Origin of the sequence: Streptomyces sp. NPDC006208, assembly GCF_040613775.1 — a bacterium.
GTDB lineage: Bacteria > Actinomycetota > Actinomycetes > Streptomycetales > Streptomycetaceae > Streptomyces.
Genome location: NZ_JBEXSW010000017.1, coordinates 137319 through 154358, shown reverse-complemented (window position 1 = coordinate 154358; position 17040 = coordinate 137319). Strand labels below are relative to the sequence as shown.

The following is a 17040-nucleotide window of genomic DNA, read 5'->3' as shown; positions in this document are numbered from 1 at the left end:
TGCGTCCCGCCGCCAGCCTGACCTGCTCGCGCGTGTTGGAGTCGTCGCTGTAGACCAGGACCGTGGCGCTCGACTGCCGCTCCCCCGCCCCCGGTGCCGAACAGCGCCCGTTCCACCGCCGTGTACGTCGCCCCGTGGTCGGCCAGCGCCTCGGCCACCACGCCCGGCCGGGCCGTGAGCGCCAGCAGGATGTGCTCGGCGCCGATGACGCGGTCGCGCCGGCCCACCGCGATCCGCAGCGCCTTCACCAGGGTGTCCTTCGCACCGCGGGTGAGGGAGCGGTGACCAGACCACCACCGGCGGTTCTTGCGGTCGCCCGCCAGCGCGCCCTCTCCATGCACCTCCTCGACCCGCGCGACGATCTCGGCGACATCGATGCCGAGTCCGGCCAGGGCGCCTTCGTCCGCCTTGGTCAGGCCGCCGCGGCGGCGCGCCCGGTCGAGCGACGACTCGAGGGCCTCACGCCGGTCGCTCACTCCGAGCACGCGGAACGCGAACGACGCCCGCCCGCCCTGAAGGTCCAGCAGGGCGAGCAGCAGGTGCTCCTCGGTGACGGTGGACGCTTCGGCCCGTTCGGACCGGGCGACGGCCCCGGTCACCACCGCACGCGCGTCCTCGGTGAACCGCTCGAACATCACTGCCTCCCGTACTTCTTGTGCACGGCCTGTCTGCTCACCCCGAGCTCGGCGGCGATCTCCTGCCACGACCATCCCTGATTGCGGGCGCTGCGCACCTGAACGGCTTCGAGCTGCTCCAGCAGCCGCCGCAGTGCGGCGACGGCGCGCAGCCCGATCCGCGGATCGCGGTCCCCCGCCAGCTCGGCGAGATCCGTTGCTTCGGTCATGATGTCAACCTACGTTGACATCATGACCGTTGTCAACCTTCATTGACGTCAGGGGCAGGGGTGCTTCTCCGGCCCCCACGTACCCCGCACGTCGCCGCGCGCCACCGTCCCGCACAGCAGCACCGTCTGCGACCCCTTCGCGCCCCCGCGCTCGACCGCTATCAGCTTCTTCTCCGTCAGCCGGCCCCCGCCCGAGGCCCCGTGGGCGTCGATCCGGCCCGTGGCCCCGTCGAAGCCCCCGCCGCCGAGGCCCTGGTAGAGCACCGCCTGCAGCAGCCCACGGTCGAGGCGTTCGTCGTGTCCGCCGGTGCCCCTCCACGCCTGGTCGACACCCTCCGCGAGGTACCGCATCGCGTCCCAGGCGAGCGCCACATGGGCGTCCTGGCGCATTGCGCCCGTCCGGGTGCCATGGTCCTTGGCGTAGGTACGGTCGTACTCCGAGAGGAAGGCCGCCGCCTCACCGCTCGCCCCCGCCAGCACCGGGGCCCGGCCGTGCGAGACGTAGTACAGCGTCAGCCCGGCGAACACCTCCCACGGCCTGCGCTCCTCCGTCAGCGCGTTGGTGACGTCGTCGCCACCGAGCACGCTCACCTCCGGACAGTCCCGCGCATCCCGCGTCAACTCGCCGAGGAACAACTGGAACTGGCTGCCCCGCCCCGCCCACACCACCGCCGTGCGCGGCTCCTCGGCCACGGCCCGGCACACCTCGCGCGCCAGATCGTCGACGGTCGCGACGGTGGAACCGGCCGGACCGCCCGGCATGGGAGAAGGCTCGGGCGCATCCGTCGGCGTGTACAGAAGCATTCCGGTGCGCTCGTCCCCGTACGCCGTACGGAAGGCTGTCGCGAGGCTCGCGCTGTAGGCGTCGGAAGGATCGGCGATCAGCCGCACCCGCACCGCGGACTTCCCGTCCACCATCGGCGCATGCTCGGCGAACGACGCCATCACCTGGCCGGCCCGGGTGTCTGTCGGTGCGGTCTGGTAGTAGTGCCCGCCCTGGCGCAGCAGCTCGTCGGCGGTGCCCGAGGTGCCGACCATCGGCAGCCCCGCGTCGTCGAAGATGCCTATCGCCTCGTACGTGTTGCGGCGGCTCTGCCCGAAGCCGACGACCCCGACGATCGAGCTGTCCTTGTCGGCGAGTTCCACGATCCGGCGTGCCACGGCCGGGGCGTCCTTGAACCGGTCCCCCGCGTTCGCCGCGAGCACCCGCAGCGGCACCCGCTCCCCCGAGCCCAGGGCCTGCCCGTTCACATACGCCTGGGCGAGGGCGATACCGCGCAGCTCGGCGAGCGTGCCGCCACGCACCGGGTCCTCGGCGTCCTTGCCGCCGCTGAGCGCCCCGAAGTAGACGACCGTGCGGGCACGCGGACGGGGATCGTCGTCGCGCCGGCCCGAAAGCTCCTTCTCCACCTGCTCGTTCTGCCGCTCGATGCGCTGCAGTACGTCACGTACGGCCCGGTCGCTGTCGGCCGCGCCGAACGACGCGGCCCCCTCCGCGACGCCGACGCACTGCCCGTCCGTGCCGAGGAAGGTGGAACCGAGACACGGATCGGGGCCGTCCGCCGAGAACGGCACCCCGGCGACCAGCCCCCCGGTCAGCACCAGGGCGAGCGCCCCCGCGCCGAGCACCCCGACCACCTCGGCCCCCGGCCCCCACCGCATGGCGGGCGGGGCGAGCGTCGGCCAGCGGCCCAGCCAGTACGTCGCGGCCTGGTCGTCCTCGGGGCCCTCGGCGACCGGCACCACCATCCCGGACGGCCGCCCGGGCGGAGTGCCGCGCTGGGCGATGTTGGCCAGGTCCGCGCCGGCGGCGGACAGGCCGGGGACCTCGATGTCGGGGATCCTGCTGGCGAGGGTGCGCACCCCCGCGGCCACCGCCACCACCGAGGTGCACCGCAAGTCCTCCATCGCGGAGCGCAGTTCACGCAGGAACCGCTGCACGCGCGACTCGGCGGGGCCCGCCTCCTCCACCAGCAGCACGAAGCGGCTGACCCGGCGGCGCCGCCAGGGGTTGAACAGCCGCTTGCGGGCGGCGGCCTCGAGGTCCGCGAGCAGCGCGTGCACCAGGATCCGGTCGAGCTGCTCGGGATCCCCGTCCGAGCCACTGTCCACCAGGTCGAGGGCCGAGCGGAAGAAGTCGGTGGGCGGGGTGCCCTGCTGCTGGCGCACCCACTCCGCGTACCAGCGGCGGCCGCCCCCGCGGCCGCGCCCCAGCATCCGGCGGCCCGCCCGCCGCCCGTACAGGGCCCGCGGCAGCCGCTGGAAGAGCGGGCCCGCGATGAAGTTCCACAGCAGTTCGAGCAGGGTGCCACCGTTTGCCTGATCCCGGCCGCCCAGCCACCACAGACCGCGGGCCAGCGCCGACACCTCGCGGTGCTCCGCGTAGCAGTGGTCCCGCAGCTCCCCCGGGCGGCGCTCCATGAGGCCGCCGGCGGCGGGCGCGGTGACGACGGCGCGCAGCAGCCGGTAGGAGGGCAGCCGCAGCCGTCCGGTGCCGGGCGGCATGGTCGCGTCGAGCTGGTAGGTGATCTGCTCGAAGAGGTTCAGCGGCGCCTCGGCCGGGTCGGCGGGCGCGTCGGGCAGCCAGGCGTGCGGCGCGAGCCCCCTCTCGCGCCCCCGCAGCCGGGACCGTAACCCGGCGACGATCCGGCGCCCCGCCTGACCGCTGCCCGGCTCGCTCAGCAGCACCACCGGCACGCGGCTGCGGCTGCGGCGCGGCTGGACGACCAGTTTGTCGAAGGCGTCGACGAAACGCTCGACGCCCGGATAGGCCGGAATCCGGCTGTGCGGTTCCCCCGTTGACACTGTTCCCCCTCCCCTGCACGTGCGATCACGTGAGTGTCAAGGGTCGTGCCCCGCACCAGCGGTGTGCAACCGTCAGGGACACGGCAGGCCCATCCCCACCGGGCGTACCGTGTGCGATGTGATCGATTTCCGTACGGGCGCCCCCGTCACCGGCTCTCTCGAGGTCGACTGGCACGCCGGCTGGCCCTCGCCCAAGCATGACCCCGCCCCGGAGATCCAGGTCCACGCGTACTCCGAGCACACCGTCATCCTGCGGCAGAACATGTCCGTGCACCACGAAGCCCCGTTCCTGTTCCTGCTGTTCGGGAACGAACGGGCGCTGCTGCTGGACACCGGCGCCAGCCCCGACCCCGCGCACCTGCCGCTGCGCGCCACCGTCGACACGCTGGTCGAGCAGTGGCTCGCCCGCCACCCGCGCAAGGGGTACGGGCTGGTCGTGGCCCACACCCATGGCCACGGGGACCACATCGCGGGCGACGGACAGTTCGCGGACCGCCCGCACACCGAGGTCGTCGGGCCGTCGCTCGACGCCGTGACGGCGTACTTCGGGTTCGAGCAGTGGCCGCTGCGGGCCGCGGAGCTGGATCTCGGCGGGCGGGTGCTCGACCTGCTGCCCGGCCCCGGGCACCAGGAGGCCGCGGTCGTCTTCCATGACCGGCACACCGGCCTGCTGCTGACCGGCGACTCCCTCTACCCGGGGCGACTGTACGTCAGGGACCTGGCCTCCTTCCGGGCCACCGTCGACCGCCTGATGGCGTTCTGCGGGACGACCCCGGTGACGCACATCCTGGGCTGCCACATCGAGATGACCCGCACCCCGGACGAGGACTACCCCCGGGGCACCACTCATCAGCCCGACGAGCCGCCGCTCCAGCTCACGTCCGGCCATCTGCGCCGGCTGCGTGATGCCCTGGACGGGCGCCACGGCCCGTGCGGTGACTTCATCGTGGTGTACCAGGAGTGACGAGGACGGTGACCTGCGCGCCGGGCCGGGCGTGGACCCGCACCGTGGCCGCGCGCTGCGGCGGGACCGTACGCGTGCTCGTCCAGGCGGGACCCGCCACCTCGATCCGCCAGCCGGCCGCGCTCGGCGGCAGCGAGATCTCCGTGACCGCGGAGCGCCGGGATGCCCGGTACTCCAGCCGGTAGGCCCGGCTCCCGGAGTCGTACGCATCGGCCGCGACCCGGCCCGCCACGGCCGGGGCGTACGGGGCGGCGGTCTGCTCCTTGTTCGTACGGAAGCGGCCCGCGTCGTCCACGGCGCAGTACCCGCCTCCGTAGCACCACACGTACCCGGCCCAGCCCGAGCTGTAGCGGTTCAGCGACACCAGTGCGTCGCGATAGAAGCGGGGCATGTTGGGGAGTGCGTGGTTGAGCGGACCCCACTCGCCGACCACGACCGGCACGCGGTACTCCTCGGGGTACGCGGTCACGGCCGCCTCGTAGGACTCGATCCAGCCCGCCGAGGGGTCGTAGTCGGCTCCCGCCTCCATCGCCGTGTTGTAGAAGTGCGGGGCGTAGACGACCTTCGGGTCGTCGATCCTGCCGAGTCCGGTCGGTACGCCCTCCCCCACGATCGGCGTCGGCTCGACGAAGAGCCATGTGTCGTCGTCGACCGAACGGACCGCGTCCGCCAGGCGGTTGTACATCGCGGTGAGCTGCTCGCGCTCGATGCGCCGGGCCGCCGTCGGCAGATCCTCGCCCTCGCGCATCTCGCCCATCGGCTCGTTGATCAGGTCGTAGCCGAGGACGGCCGGATGGTCCCCCAGCCGGCCGGCCAGCACCCGCCACATGCGTGCCTGCGCGCTGCGCAGGTCAGGGTCCTCGTAGAGGTGGGTGAAGGCGCGCTGCACGGCGGGCTCGAAGTACTCGGCGAACCAGTCGTCCGGGTGCGGGGTGAAGGGCAGGCCGTCGGTGCGGGTGGCCCATTCGGGGATGCCGCGATGTCCGAAGGCGGGCCCGAAGACGTCCTGGTGGGCATCGATGAGCACCTGGACGCCGTACTTCTCTGCCCAGTGGAGGATGCGTTCGATCCTGCGCAGATACGCCTCGCTGTAGCGCCCGCGCTCCGGCTCCAGGTCGTCCCAGAAGACCAGCAGCCGCGCGAAGTTGAAGCCCTGGGCACGCAGGTCGCGGAAGTGCTTCTCGGTGATGGCCGTCAGGGCCTGATCACCCCGGTGGGTCTTGTCCTCGACGTTCCAGCCGCGCAGCGTGAGGACCCGGCCGCGGTCGTCGGTGAGCGGGGGTATGCCGCTCCGGTGGTGGTCGGCGTGGGCGGTGGCCGGGGTCAGCAGGGCGAGGCAGCAGGCGAGGACGGCGAGCAGGCGGTACACGGGCAACCTCCGGCACGGTCGGCGACAGTGCCGGAGATCCCATCAGCAGATCTGACGACCCATCAAGGGTTCGTCAGGACAATCTTTCCGAAGAGGTCGCCGGAAGCGATCTTCTCGAAGCCCTCCCGTGCCCGGTCCAGCGGCAGCACCTCGTCGATCACCGGCCGCACGCCCGTGGCCGCACAGAACGAGAGCAGGTCCTCCAGCTCGTCCTTGGAACCCATGGTCGAGCCGACGACCTTCAGCTCCAGGAAGAAGATCCGGGTGAGCTCGGCGTGCGCGGGCCGGTCGCCGCTCGTGGCCCCCGAGATCACCAGCGTGCCGCCGGGCCGCAGCGACTTGACCGAGTGCGACCAGGTGGCGGCGCCGACGGTCTCGATGACCGCGTCCACACGCCGGGGCAGACGGGCGCCCGGCTCGTACGCCTCCTCCGCACCCAGCTCGACGGCACGCTTGCGCTTGGCCTCGTCGCGGCTGGTCGCGTACACCCGCAGCCCGGCCGCCTTGCCGAGCACGATCGCGGCGGTGGCGACACCACCGCCCGCGCCCTGGACGAGGACCGAATCGCCAGGACGGACGCCCGCGTTGGTGAAGAGCATGCGGTAGGCGGTCAGCCACGCGGTGGGCAGGCACGCGGCCTGCTCGAAGGTGAGCTCCTTGGGCTTCGGCAGGACGTTCCAGGTGGGCACGGAGACCTGCTCGGCGAAGGTCCCCTGGTAGCGCTCGGTCAGGATGGAGCGGGGCTCGTCCGGGCCGACGCCGTGACCGCTCTGGCCGATGACCGAGTGCAGGACGACTTCGTTGCCGTCCGCGTCGATGCCGGCGGCGTCGCAGCCGAGGATCATCGGCAGCTTGTCCTCGGAGAGGCCCACACCACGCAGCGACCACAGGTCGTGGTGGTTGAGGGAGGCAGCCTTGACGGTCACGGTCGTCCAGCCCGGACGGTCCTCGGGAGCGGGGCGTTCGCCCAGTTCGAGGCCGTTGAGCGGCTGGTCACGGTCGATGCGGGCGGCGTAGGCGGCGAACATGACCTTGACGATAGGGCGGCACCGGTGCGCGGCGGAACCGCGCACCGGTGTGACACGCGTCCCTAGGCCGTTCTAGTCCCTTCGGTACTGCGCCGGAGAGTTCTTCGTCGCCGGGTCCTCGTACGAGCCGACCCCGCCGCGGTCCACATGGAACGTGGTCAGCGTCGTCACGGGCGACACCGGGTCGCGGCGGTCGGCGATCACCCGCATGTGGGCGCTGAAGCGCTCCGGGGTGGCCTCGTAGACGTCGTAGCCGTAGCGATTGCCCTCGAAGTACTTCAGATGCGGGTTGGCGGCGCCCATGAGGGGGCCGTTGGTCCGGTTCCAGTCCGCGGAGTACGCGCCCGAGGTGACGGAGTGCGCCGTGAACTCCGTACCGACCACCGGCGACGAGGTGTCGTCGAAGTCGGTCCTGATGTCGTCCACGAAGGCGGAGTGCCAGTCGCCGGTGATGACGACGAGGTCCTCCAGCCCGCTGCTGTGGACATGCCCCAGCACCTCCTTGCGCTCGGCGAGGAATCCGTCCCACTGGTCGGTGAACATGTACGAGCCGCCCGGCCGCCCGCGCAGCTGGCTGAGCATGATCGAGTTGGCCCAGACGTGCCAGGAGTCGGGGGCGCGGTCGATGCCCTGCTTGAGCCAGGACTTCTGCTCGGCCCCGAGGATGGTGCCGTCGGCGAGGTTCTGCGCGGAGCGGTACGAGCGCAGGTCGAGGACGGTCAGCTCCAGCAGGTCGCCCCAGCGGCGGACCCGGTGGATCTCGGGGTCGGGCAGGGCGGACGCACCGGCGTCGCGGTGCGGCATGTTCTCGTACCAGGCCTGGTACGCGGCGGCCCGGCGCTGCATGAACGGCGCGCCACCGCCGGTGCCGGAGTAGTCGTTGGCGACCTCGTGGTCGTCCCAGGTGAGGAACCAGGGGTGGGCGGCGTGGGCCTCGCGCAGGGATGCGTCGCCCTTGTAGAGCGCGTGGCGGCGGCGGTAGTCGGCGACGGTGAAGACCGACGGGCCCTCGTGGTCACGGACATGGTCGGCCGGGACGCCACCGACCTGGCCGTGCTCGTAGATGTAGTCGCCCAGGTGGACGACGAAGTCGACGTCCTCGCGGGCGATACCGCGGTGGGCGGCGTAGAAGCCGTCGTGGAAGGCCTGGCAGTTGGCGGCGGCGAACCGTACGGACGAGACGGCGCCGACCGGCGCGGTCTTCGTGCGGCCGGTACGGCTCGTCCGGCCGAGGGCTGTGAAGCCGTACCAGTAGCGGGTGTTCGCGCGCAGCCCGCAGACCGGTACGTGCACGCTGTGCCCGAGCGTGGCCGAGGCGGTGGCGGTGCCACGGGCGACGACGCGCCGCAGCCGGGGGTCGGTGGCGACGACCCAGTCGACCTCGACGACTTCGGGCAGGTCCTGCTCGGCGGCGAGCGGTTCGGGTGCGAGGCGGGTCCACAGCAGGACACTCGTCGGCTGCGGATCCCCGGAGGCGACACCGAGCGTGAACGGTGCGGGGTCGTAGTCGGCACCGAGGGCTTCCGCGGCCTCACGCGCCTGCGCCGGCGAGAGTCCGGCGCTCAGCGGCCAGGCGAGGTTGAGCGCGCCCACGGCACCGGCGGCCTTGAGCAGATCACGTCGGTTGAGCCTGGTCACTTGCGTACCCCCGTGGCCGTCAGGCTGAGCGATATGGCGTCGGCGTACCCGTCGTTGGAGGTCCCGCCACCGCTGCGGGTGAAGACGAGCAGGAGGCGCGCGGTACGGGCCCCGGGCGGGACGGCCGCGGAAGCCGTCCGCTCGACCAGGCCGGTGCGGGAGCCGCGCTCGGCGGCCGTCACCGGGCCGAGCACGGAGAGGGCGACGGGCGTGCCCTTGGCGTCGCGGAACTCCACGGACAGCCGGACGCCGTCCTCCTGCGTGGCGTAACCGCCGAGCCAGGCGCCGACGGTGTACCGCACCAGGCCGGCATCGACGGCGGCCCGGCCGGTCGCCCCGGCGGCGGGCAGGGAGATGTCCTGTACGAGTGCGGTGCGGGGCGAGTTGCCGCCGCTGAAGAACCTGCTCCCGCGCTGGGCGGGACCCGGGTCGGCGGCGGTCGGATACCCGCTGCCGAGTGCGTAGCCGACGAGCGCGGGCGCCCCTTGCTTGATGACCCATCCGGTGACGGAACCGACGGGTTCGGCACTGCCGCCGGGCCCGGTCTCGGCGTCGCCGTTGACGACCAGATTCACACGCGCCTCCTGTGGAACGGGGGTTGGCGCGTCGCATCACAGCAGTGCGAGGTGAACCTGGGAAGGCGCGGACCGGAACAGTGGCATGAAACGAGCCAGGCTGCCGCGCCCGGACGCCCCGGGTGCCCACCCGGCAACGGCGGCCGCCACGGTGATCGCCGGTCGGCCGAACGGCCCGGACGGCGCGCAGCGGCAGCCGATCGGACCGGCAGATGCGCGGCGGGAAGCGGAAGGGCCCGGACGGCGCGCGGCGGTAGCCGACCCGACCAGCAGGGCGCCTGGCGAAGAGCCGAACAGCCCGGACGGTGCACAGCGGTAAGCCGACCCGACCAGCACGATGCCCGACGGAGAGCCGAACAGCCCGGACGGTGGCCAGAAGGGAAGCGGAAGGGGCTGAGCCGGTGCGGACGGCCGAAGGCCGGTCAACGCGGGCCCGCCGGGCCCGGCGGGCTGCGCGACCGCCGGGCAGCTGCCGGGCGGGGCGGCTGCGCACCCGGCTTCGGTGCGATGCGCTTCACGGACGCCCCCGCCCGCCCCCAGGGTCGACGACGTCGACGGGGCGAAAGGTGCCGTTCAGGGCCTCGTCCATGAGCTCGGCGCCGTACTTCACCCGTCCGGCGCAGCCCGGCCCCACGAGTCCACGCAGACGCGGAACGGGCCGCGTCGTACCCCCGGCCGGGTGGTACGACGCGGCCCGTTCGCCGCGTGCACGAACCTCAGCGTCGCGCCACGCCCTCCGCGCGCGCGGCCGCCGCGACCGCAGCCGTGACCGCCGGGGCGACACGCTCGTCGAACGGCGAGGGGATCACGTAGTCGGCCGCCAGCGCGTCGCCGACCACATCCGCCAGCGCGTTCGCCGCGGCGATCTTCATGCCCTCGGTGATCGCGGACGCCCGCACCTGGAACGCGCCCGCGAAGATGCCGGGGAAGGCCAGCACGTTGTTGATCTGGTTCGGGTAGTCCGACCGGCCCGTGGCCACGACCGCCGCGTACTTGTGCGCGATGTCGGGGTGGACCTCGGGGTTCGGGTTGGCCATGGCGAAGACGAACGCACCGGGCGCCATCGACGCGACGGCCTCCTCGGGCACGGTGCCGCCGGAAACGCCGATGAAGACGTCCGCGCCCGCCAGCGCGGTCTCCAGCGAGCCGGTGAGCCCGGCCTTGTTGGTGATCTCCGCAAGCTCGCGCTTGACCTGAGTCAGGTCGTCGCGGTCGCGGCTGACGATGCCCTTGCGGTCGGCCACCGCGACATCGCCGAGACCGGCCTCGAGCAGGAACTTCGCGATGGCCACACCGGCCGCACCGGCGCCGGAGATGACACCGCGCAGGTCACCGAGACCACGCCCGGTCAGCTTCGCGGCGTTCCGCAGGGCGGCGAGGGTCACCACGGCCGTACCGTGCTGGTCGTCGTGGAAGACGGGGATGTCGAGGCGCTCCTTGAGCTTGCGCTCGATCTCGAAGCACCGCGGTGCCGAGATGTCCTCGAGGTTCACTCCGCCGAAGGACGGCGCGAGACGCACGACGGTCTCGACGATCTCGTCCGTGTCGGTGGTGGCGAGGGCGATCGGAACCGCGTCCACGCCGCCGAACTGCTTGAAGAGGATCGCCTTCCCCTCCATGACCGGAAGCGACGCCTCCGGGCCGATGTCGCCGAGACCGAGCACCGCGGTCCCGTCCGTCACGACGGCGACGACCTGCGACTTCCAGGTGTAGTCGTGGACGAGCTCAGGCTGCTCGGCGATGGCTGTGCACACCTTGGCGACGCCAGGCGTGTACGCGAGTGACAGGTCGTCCTTGTCGCGCACGGGCACTGTGGCCTGGATGGCCATCTTGCCGCCGCGGTGCAGCGCGAAGGCCGGATCGAAGGGCTCGTCGGCACTCTCCGTACCCGTACTGTCGCTGCGAGGATTGACGATCTCCGCTGCCATTGGTTTGACCCCTTAAGTCTTCATCTGTTGAGGGTGGCCACTCCTGGTTGAGGAGGGGTGGGCGGGCACCGCGTCCGTTCCCCGTCCCAGCGGTTGGCCCGCCTGACGAGGTGAGGTACGTACGCGCGGGCGCGCCGCACAACGCGCCCTGAGCCCCGGATGAGGGGTGTAAGGATCCTTCTTACCCGACCGACACCGGCCTCGACGAGTCGTTAACGGGCCGGTGACGCGACTCATAGCCGCAAACCCGGGCGAGCACGCCAGGTGCTGCCAAGGCCGTACAGAGGCCGACAGGCACAGCAAATCTTTCGGTCGGAAGGAGCCGTTCCAGTGAAAGGTCCGGCCTTGATGTGCCGGCCCGCTGGGGTTCGGGGGTGACCCGTTACCCGATTTTGACATGCGCGGCCCCCTGAATGGGCTAATCCGAATGGCAAGATGCCGGAAACACACAAGGTCGCGACACTCGAAGATGAGTACACGGCCCCTGGTACACCCCCCCTCTCACCCGCCGGAGGACCTCGATCATGACCGCAAGCCTCACCCGTCGTACGACCGCTGCCAGGTCCCGGATCGCCGCGGTCGGCGCGATCGCGGTCGTCGGTGCCCTGACGCTCACCGCGTGCGGTGACCAGACCAGCTCGGGCACGGGGTCGACGAAGACCCAGGCCGGCGGTTCCGACGCCCCGCTCTTCGACGCGCTCCCGAAGAAGTACCAGGACGCCGGTGAGATCAAGGTCGGCACCGACGCCGCCTACGCTCCGATGGAGTACGAGGAGGGCGGCAAGATCGTCGGCATCGACCCCGACATCGCCGCGGCCCTCGGCAAGGAGCTCGGTGTCAACTTCGTGTTCACCAGCGGTACCTTCGACGGCCTGATCTCCTCGCTCAACACCGGCCGCCAGGACGTCGTCATGTCCGCCATGAGCGACACCAAGGCCCGCCAGGAGGGCCTGGACGACAAGGGCAAGAAGACCGGCGAGGGCGTCGACTTCGTCGACTACTTCAACTCCGGCGTCTCCCTCCTGGTCAAGAAGGGCAACCCGCAGAAGATCACGTCGCTCGACGACCTGTGCGGCAAGAAGGTCGCCGTCCAGCGTGGCACGACGTACCACGACACCTTCAAGGCGCAGGCCGAGAAGTGCAAGAAGGACGGCAAGGGCACCCTCACCATCGAGGCGTTCGACACCGACGCCGAGGCCCAGACCCGCGTGAAGTCCGGCGGCGCCGTTGCCGACCTCAACGACTACCCGGTGGCCGCGCACATCGCGAAGACCGCGGGCGGCGGCAACGACTTCGAGGTCGTGGGCGACCAGACCGACGCCGGTCCGTTCGGCATCGCCATCGACAAGGACAACGCGGAGCTCCGCGACGCGCTCCAGAAGGCCCTGAACGCCATCATCAAGAACGGCGAGTACGAGAAGGTCCTGAAGAAGTGGGACGTCACGGACAGCGCCGTGACCGAGGCGACCATCAACGGCGGCAAGTAAGACGGCGTCCTCGCCTCAAGCGTTCACTGAAGGGCAGTCACTGTGACTGACAAGTTCGACAAGCCACCCGCCGACGAGCCGCCGGCGAACTCGGGGATCAGCAAAGCGGCGATCGCTCACCCCGAGCGGATCAAGGCCATCCCGGTACGGCACTACGGCCGCTGGGTCAGCGGTGTCGTGGTAGTCGCGTTGCTGGCAACGCTGATCTACTCGTTCTCGCAAGGCGACGTCAACTGGGGCACCGTCGGGGACTTCATCTTCGACGACCGGATCATCGCCGGCGCCGTGAACACCGTGATCATCAGCGTGCTGTCGATGATCATCGGCTTGGTGCTGGGCATCGTGTTCGCCGTCATGCGGCTCTCGAAGAACCCGGTGACCGGCGCGGTGGCCTGGCTGTACATCTGGCTCTTCCGCGGGACCCCGGTCTATGTGCAGCTGCTGCTGTGGTTCAACCTCGCGCTGATCTTCCCCATCCTCAACCTTGGTTTCTACAAGGACGAGATGGTGGACGTGATGACCCCGTTCGTGGTCGCCCTGCTGGGCCTCGGCCTCAACGAGGGCGCCTACATGGCCGAGATCGTCCGGGCCGGCATCCAGTCGGTCGACGAGGGCCAGACCGAGGCATCGCACGCGCTGGGCATGCCCAACAGCAAGACCATGCGGCGCATCGTGCTGCCGCAGGCGATGCGGGTGATCGTGCCGCCGACCGGCAATGAGTTCATCAACCTGCTCAAGACCTCCTCGCTGGTCTCCGCGGTGCAGTACACGGATCTGCTCCGTTCCGCGACGAACATCGGCTCCACGTCGTTCGCGGTCATGGAGATGCTGCTCGTGGCGTCGGTCTGGTACCTGGCACTGACCAGTGTGTTCAGCATCGGCCAGTACTACGTCGAGCGGTACTACGCACGCGGTTCGCTGCGACAGCTGCCGCCCACGCCGTGGCAGAAGGCCAAGACGAAGATGATGGGGCTCGCGAGCCCCCGTGGAGGTGTGTCGGCATGACCGCCATGGTGAAGGCCGAGGGCGTCCACAAGTCCTACGGCGCCGCGCACATCCTCAGGGGCATCGACCTCGAGGTCGCCCCGCGTGAGGTGTTCTGCCTGGTCGGCCCGTCCGGGTCGGGCAAGTCGACGTTCCTGCGGTGCATCAACCACCTGGAGCAGATCAACGCCGGCCGTCTTTCGGTCGACGGCCACCTGGTCGGCTACCGGCAGAAGGGCGACAAGCTCTACGAGCTGAAGGACAGCGAGGTCGCGGCTCAGCGCCGGGACATCGGCATGGTCTTCCAGCGCTTCAACCTGTTCCCGCACATGACGGCCCTGGCCAACGTCATGGAGGCGCCGATCCAGGTCAAGGGCGAGACGAAGGCCGTGGCACGTGAGCGCGCCGAGCGGCTGCTGGACCGGGTGGGCCTGGCCGACAAGGCCAAGAACTACCCGTCCCAGCTCTCCGGCGGCCAGCAGCAGCGTGTCGCCATCGCCCGTGCGCTGGCGATGGAGCCGAAGCTGATGCTCTTCGACGAGCCGACCTCGGCCCTCGACCCGGAGCTGGTGGGTGACGTCCTCGACGTCATGCGCGGCCTCGCCGAGGACGGCATGACGATGATCGTCGTCACGCACGAGATGGGCTTCGCCCGTGAGGTCGGCGACTCGCTGGTCTTCATGGACGGCGGTGTGGTGGTCGAGTCCGGCCACCCGCGCGACGTCCTGGGGAACCCGCAGCACGAGCGGACGAAGGCGTTCCTGTCCAAGGTGCTGTAGCGGCACGTGCGTGAAGGGGCGGTACGGATCCGGTATCCGTACCGCCCCTTCCGCTGTCGGCTGCCGCTACTTCAGGGCGAGCACCAGCGCGTCGGACGGCGAGGCCCACACCGTCCGCGCCTCCCCGAAGCCCGCCTCCCTCAGGGTCCGTGCATGCCACTCGGCGGAAGGGGTGTCCCCGTCGGCGTGTTCGCCGTAGATCCGGAACCGTTCGGCGGTCGGCTCGGCCAGCACCGGGTCCTCGGCGGCCAGCGCCCACCAGTCCGCCCAGTCGAGCGCACCCGCGGCGCGGGCGCGGTCCATGGCGGCGTGGCGCTGGGCCCGTTCGGCCGCGTTGATGCGGGGCGTGGCCGCGTCCTTCATATGGTCGGCGTTCATGAACACTCCGCCGTCCCGGACGAGCGCGGCGACCTGGCCGTACAGCGTGGTCAGCGGCCCGCTGTGCAGCCAGTGCAGTGCGGTGGCGGTGAGCACGGCGTCGTACGAGGCACGCGGCAGCGCGGCCGGCCACGCGGGGTCCTTGAGGTCGGCGGTGACGAAGGTGACGCGCTCGTCGCCGGCGAAGTGCCCCCGGGCGATGGTCAACAGCGCGGGATCAAGATCGACCCCCGTGCTGGTGGCGTTCGGGAACCGCCGCAGCAGCCTGTCCGTGATACTCCCCGTACCGCACGCAAGGTCCAGCACCCTCGGCTCGGGGCCGATCGTGGCCTCGACCATGTCGAGCATCACCCGGAACCGCTCCTCGCGGTCGGGCATGTACCACTCCTGCTGCCGGTCCCAGCTCTCCTGCCAGGCCCGCCAGTCGGCGCCCGCGCCCGTGTCCGTCCCTGTCTCCCGCACCGGAAACCCTCCCGACCGTAATACCCTCGAAGCAGACCCATCTGTTACGTCGACAGTAGAACGTCACGGTAAGGACTACAAGTGGAACTGGCCTATTACTCGGACTATGCCGTGCGCCTGGTCAACACCGAGGAGCCGGCCCGCGGCAAGGACTCCCTCACCTCGGTGGAGGCCGTCCGCGAGCTCTTCGGCGCGTCCACCCAGGCCGCTCGCCGTGCCACGGACTCCGACGTCACCCGCTTCCGGTCCGTACGGAGCCGGCTGCGCGCGGTCTTCGCCGCCGCCGACTCGGGCGAGGAGACCCAGGCGGTCGACCTGCTGAACTCGCTGCTGCTGGAGTTCCCGGTCAGCCCGCAGATCTCGGGCCACGACCACCGGGACGAGGACGGCCGCCCCAAGTGGCACATGCACCTCGCCGAGCACCCCTCCAACGCGACGGCGGGCTTTGCCGCGACCGCCGCGATGGGCCTCGCCTTCCATCTCACGGAGTACGGCGTCGACCGGCTCGGCCTGTGCCAGGCGGCACCCTGCCGCAACGCCTATCTCGACACGTCCACCAACCGCTCGCGCCGCTACTGCTCCGACCGCTGCGCCACCCGCGCCAATGTGGCCGCCTACCGCGCCCGCAAGCGTCTGGAGACCGAACGGTCGGCGAGCACGAGCCGTACGGCCGAGAGCGCCCACGACGCCACATAGACGGGCGTACGCCGCCGCCCCGGCAGCATCGGCCGGTACCGCGCCCGCACGCGCGCCAGCATCAGCTCATCGGGGACGGTGCCGAAGGCGCGGCTGTCGACGACCTCGTCGCCCTGGTTGTCCCCGAGCACCCACCAGCCGCCGTCGCGCCGCTCGACCAGGCGCTTGACGATCAGGAGATCCTGCTGGAGCGGGTGGCGCAGCACGGCCACGTCCCCGGCCCGCAACTCGGCGCCGTAGTGCACCAGCAGATGGTCCCCGTGCCGCAGCCTGGGATACATGGAACGCCCGGTCACCTCGGCGACGCCGAACAGCGCCCTGGGCTCCCGCCCCTGCTCCGTCATCGGACACCGCCTCCGAGTCCCTCGGTATGTTCCGCCACCGGTCCCATGCTCGCCCCGGACTTTTGACCTAAGCCGCAGGGGGCACCCGCGAAAACACGTCTCTCACGGAGTAATGTCCCACCTGAGAAGACGATCACGAGGAAGGACAGCTCAATGCTCTCCCGCCTGTTTGCCCCCAAGGTGAAGGTCAGCGCGCACTGCGACCTCCCCTGCGGTGTCTACGACCCGGCCCAGGCCCGTATCGAGGCCGAGTCGGTCAAGGCCGTCCAGGAGAAGTACCAGGCCAACGAGGACCCGCACTTCCGGGCCCGCGCCACGGTCATCAAGGAGCAGCGTGCGGAGCTCGCCAAGCACCACATCTCGGTGCTGTGGAGCGACTACTTCAAGCCCCCGCACTTCGAGAAGTACCCCGAGCTGCACCAGCTGGTCAACGACGCGCTGAAGGCCCTGTCGGCCGCCAAGGCGTCGACGGACCCGGCCACGGGGCAGAAGGCTCTGGACTACATCGCCCAGATCGACAAGATCTTCTGGGAGACCAAGAAGGCCTGACCCTGGCCTGGGTGGCCTGCCGTGCGCTGTCGCGGGTCACCATCGCCACCCGTCCGCACCCGGCCCGCAGGCCGCCTCCCACGGCGTCCATGACGGACCGGGTGCGGTCTTCTTCGCCCGGTCACAGGTGCGCGTGGATCCGCGGCGTGCCGACCGCCCACGCACGGCCGAGTCCGGCGCTGGACCTGCTTCGAAGGTCGCGGCGCTGAA

At 71.0% G+C, this 17040-nt stretch carries 15 protein-coding genes and 1 pseudogene; 6 read left to right on the top strand and 10 right to left on the bottom strand.

The window, feature by feature from the left end; all coding sequences use genetic code 11:
* Nucleotides 1–95: 95 nt before the first annotated feature.
* The 3 genes and pseudogenes from ABZ208_RS16575 to ABZ208_RS16565 all read right to left on the bottom strand — a co-directional run.
* A pseudogene (locus ABZ208_RS16575) lies at nucleotides 96–635 on the bottom strand (Clp protease N-terminal domain-containing protein); the annotation flags it as partial.
* A complete protein-coding gene (locus ABZ208_RS16570; protein ID WP_356910180.1) occupies nucleotides 635–844 on the bottom strand; it encodes an HTH domain-containing protein in 210 nt (69 codons plus the stop codon). The gene ABZ208_RS16570 and the pseudogene ABZ208_RS16575, both read right to left, overlap by 1 nt.
* A 48-nt stretch (nucleotides 845–892) precedes the next feature.
* A complete protein-coding gene (locus ABZ208_RS16565; protein ID WP_356910179.1) occupies nucleotides 893–3649 on the bottom strand; it encodes an ABC transporter substrate-binding protein in 2757 nt (918 codons plus the stop codon).
* Between the two features lie 118 nt (nucleotides 3650–3767).
* On the opposite strand from ABZ208_RS16565, the gene ABZ208_RS16560 reads away from it, so the two are divergent.
* Nucleotides 3768–4613 (top strand): MBL fold metallo-hydrolase, encoded by an 846-nt coding sequence (locus ABZ208_RS16560; RefSeq protein WP_356910178.1) that lies wholly within the window; start codon nucleotides 3768–3770, stop codon nucleotides 4611–4613.
* Here the strand turns inward: ABZ208_RS16560 and ABZ208_RS16555 are convergent.
* The 5 genes from ABZ208_RS16555 to ABZ208_RS16535 all read right to left on the bottom strand — a co-directional run bounded on the left by ABZ208_RS16555 (nucleotide 4591) and on the right by ABZ208_RS16535 (nucleotide 11151).
* Nucleotides 4591–5943 (bottom strand): cellulase family glycosylhydrolase, encoded by a 1353-nt coding sequence (locus ABZ208_RS16555; RefSeq protein ID WP_356910190.1) that lies wholly within the window; start codon nucleotides 5941–5943, stop codon nucleotides 4591–4593. The genes ABZ208_RS16560 and ABZ208_RS16555 overlap by 23 nt on opposite strands.
* A gap of 101 nt (nucleotides 5944–6044) precedes the next feature.
* Complete coding sequence (locus ABZ208_RS16550; protein ID WP_356910177.1) at nucleotides 6045–7010, bottom strand: zinc-binding dehydrogenase; 966 nt, start codon at nucleotides 7008–7010, stop codon at nucleotides 6045–6047.
* Nucleotides 7011–7082: 72 nt separating this feature from the next.
* Complete coding sequence (locus tag ABZ208_RS16545; RefSeq protein ID WP_356910176.1) at nucleotides 7083–8648, bottom strand: alkaline phosphatase D family protein; 1566 nt, start codon at nucleotides 8646–8648, stop codon at nucleotides 7083–7085.
* The gene (locus tag ABZ208_RS16540) at nucleotides 8645–9223 is read right to left on the bottom strand and encodes a phosphoesterase (RefSeq protein ID WP_356910175.1); all 579 of its coding nucleotides are present in this window, start codon (nucleotides 9221–9223) and stop codon (nucleotides 8645–8647) included. The genes ABZ208_RS16545 and ABZ208_RS16540 overlap by 4 nt, the downstream gene beginning before the upstream one ends.
* Nucleotides 9224–9939: 716 nt before the next feature.
* A complete protein-coding gene (locus tag ABZ208_RS16535) occupies nucleotides 9940–11151 on the bottom strand; it encodes an NADP-dependent malic enzyme (protein ID WP_328396576.1) in 1212 nt (403 codons plus the stop codon).
* A 524-nt stretch (nucleotides 11152–11675) separates the two neighbouring features.
* Between ABZ208_RS16535 and ABZ208_RS16530 the strand changes: the two genes are divergently transcribed.
* The 3 genes from ABZ208_RS16530 to ABZ208_RS16520 are packed head-to-tail and all read left to right on the top strand — an operon-like array spanning nucleotide 11676 to nucleotide 14401.
* Nucleotides 11676–12638, top strand: a complete 963-nt coding sequence (locus ABZ208_RS16530) for an ABC transporter substrate-binding protein (RefSeq protein ID WP_356910174.1) — start codon at nucleotides 11676–11678, stop codon at nucleotides 12636–12638.
* 42 nt (nucleotides 12639–12680) lie between these two features.
* Nucleotides 12681–13643, top strand: a complete 963-nt coding sequence (locus ABZ208_RS16525) for an amino acid ABC transporter permease (RefSeq protein WP_356910173.1) — start codon at nucleotides 12681–12683, stop codon at nucleotides 13641–13643.
* Nucleotides 13644–13648: 5 nt separating this feature from the next.
* On the top strand, nucleotides 13649–14401 hold the full coding sequence (locus ABZ208_RS16520) for an amino acid ABC transporter ATP-binding protein (protein ID WP_356910189.1): 753 nt from the start codon (nucleotides 13649–13651) through the stop codon (nucleotides 14399–14401).
* 66 nt (nucleotides 14402–14467) lie between these two features.
* Here ABZ208_RS16520 and ABZ208_RS16515 read toward each other — a convergent pair whose 3' ends face one another.
* Entirely contained in the window at nucleotides 14468–15241 is a 774-nt protein-coding gene (locus ABZ208_RS16515; RefSeq protein ID WP_356910172.1) for a class I SAM-dependent methyltransferase, read from the bottom strand.
* 81 nt (nucleotides 15242–15322) lie between these two features.
* On the opposite strand from ABZ208_RS16515, the gene ABZ208_RS16510 reads away from it, so the two are divergent.
* Nucleotides 15323–15937, top strand: coding sequence for a CGNR zinc finger domain-containing protein (locus ABZ208_RS16510; protein WP_356910171.1), 615 nt, complete (start codon nucleotides 15323–15325; stop codon nucleotides 15935–15937).
* On the opposite strand, the gene sodX is transcribed toward ABZ208_RS16510, so the two are convergent.
* Nucleotides 15856–16281, bottom strand: coding sequence for a nickel-type superoxide dismutase maturation protease (gene sodX, locus ABZ208_RS16505; protein ID WP_356910170.1), 426 nt, complete (start codon nucleotides 16279–16281; stop codon nucleotides 15856–15858). The two genes, ABZ208_RS16510 and sodX, sit on opposite strands and share 82 nt — an antisense overlap.
* 153 nt (nucleotides 16282–16434) lie before the next feature.
* Here sodX and sodN point away from each other — a divergent pair, with 153 nt between their 5' ends.
* A complete protein-coding gene (gene sodN, locus ABZ208_RS16500) occupies nucleotides 16435–16830 on the top strand; it encodes a superoxide dismutase, Ni (RefSeq protein WP_014176526.1) in 396 nt (131 codons plus the stop codon).
* The last annotated feature ends 210 nt before the right edge of the window (nucleotides 16831–17040 follow it).

What these genes read in the sequence shown, in the direction of transcription:
- ABZ208_RS16535 (WP_328396576.1), bottom strand. Translation starts at nt 11,151, where the DNA reads ATGGCAGCGGAGATCGTCAATCCTCGCAGCGACAGTACGGGTACGGAG.
- ABZ208_RS16550 (WP_356910177.1), bottom strand. Translation starts at nt 7,010, where the DNA reads ATGTTCGCCGCCTACGCCGCCCGCATCGACCGTGACCAGCCGCTCAAC.
- sodX (WP_356910170.1), bottom strand. Translation starts at nt 16,281, where the DNA reads ATGACGGAGCAGGGGCGGGAGCCCAGGGCGCTGTTCGGCGTCGCCGAG.
- ABZ208_RS16530 (WP_356910174.1), top strand. Translation starts at nt 11,676, where the DNA reads ATGACCGCAAGCCTCACCCGTCGTACGACCGCTGCCAGGTCCCGGATC.
- ABZ208_RS16520 (WP_356910189.1), top strand. Translation starts at nt 13,649, where the DNA reads ATGGTGAAGGCCGAGGGCGTCCACAAGTCCTACGGCGCCGCGCACATC.
- sodN (WP_014176526.1), top strand. Translation starts at nt 16,435, where the DNA reads ATGCTCTCCCGCCTGTTTGCCCCCAAGGTGAAGGTCAGCGCGCACTGC.
- ABZ208_RS16570 (WP_356910180.1), bottom strand. Translation starts at nt 844, where the DNA reads ATGACCGAAGCAACGGATCTCGCCGAGCTGGCGGGGGACCGCGATCCG.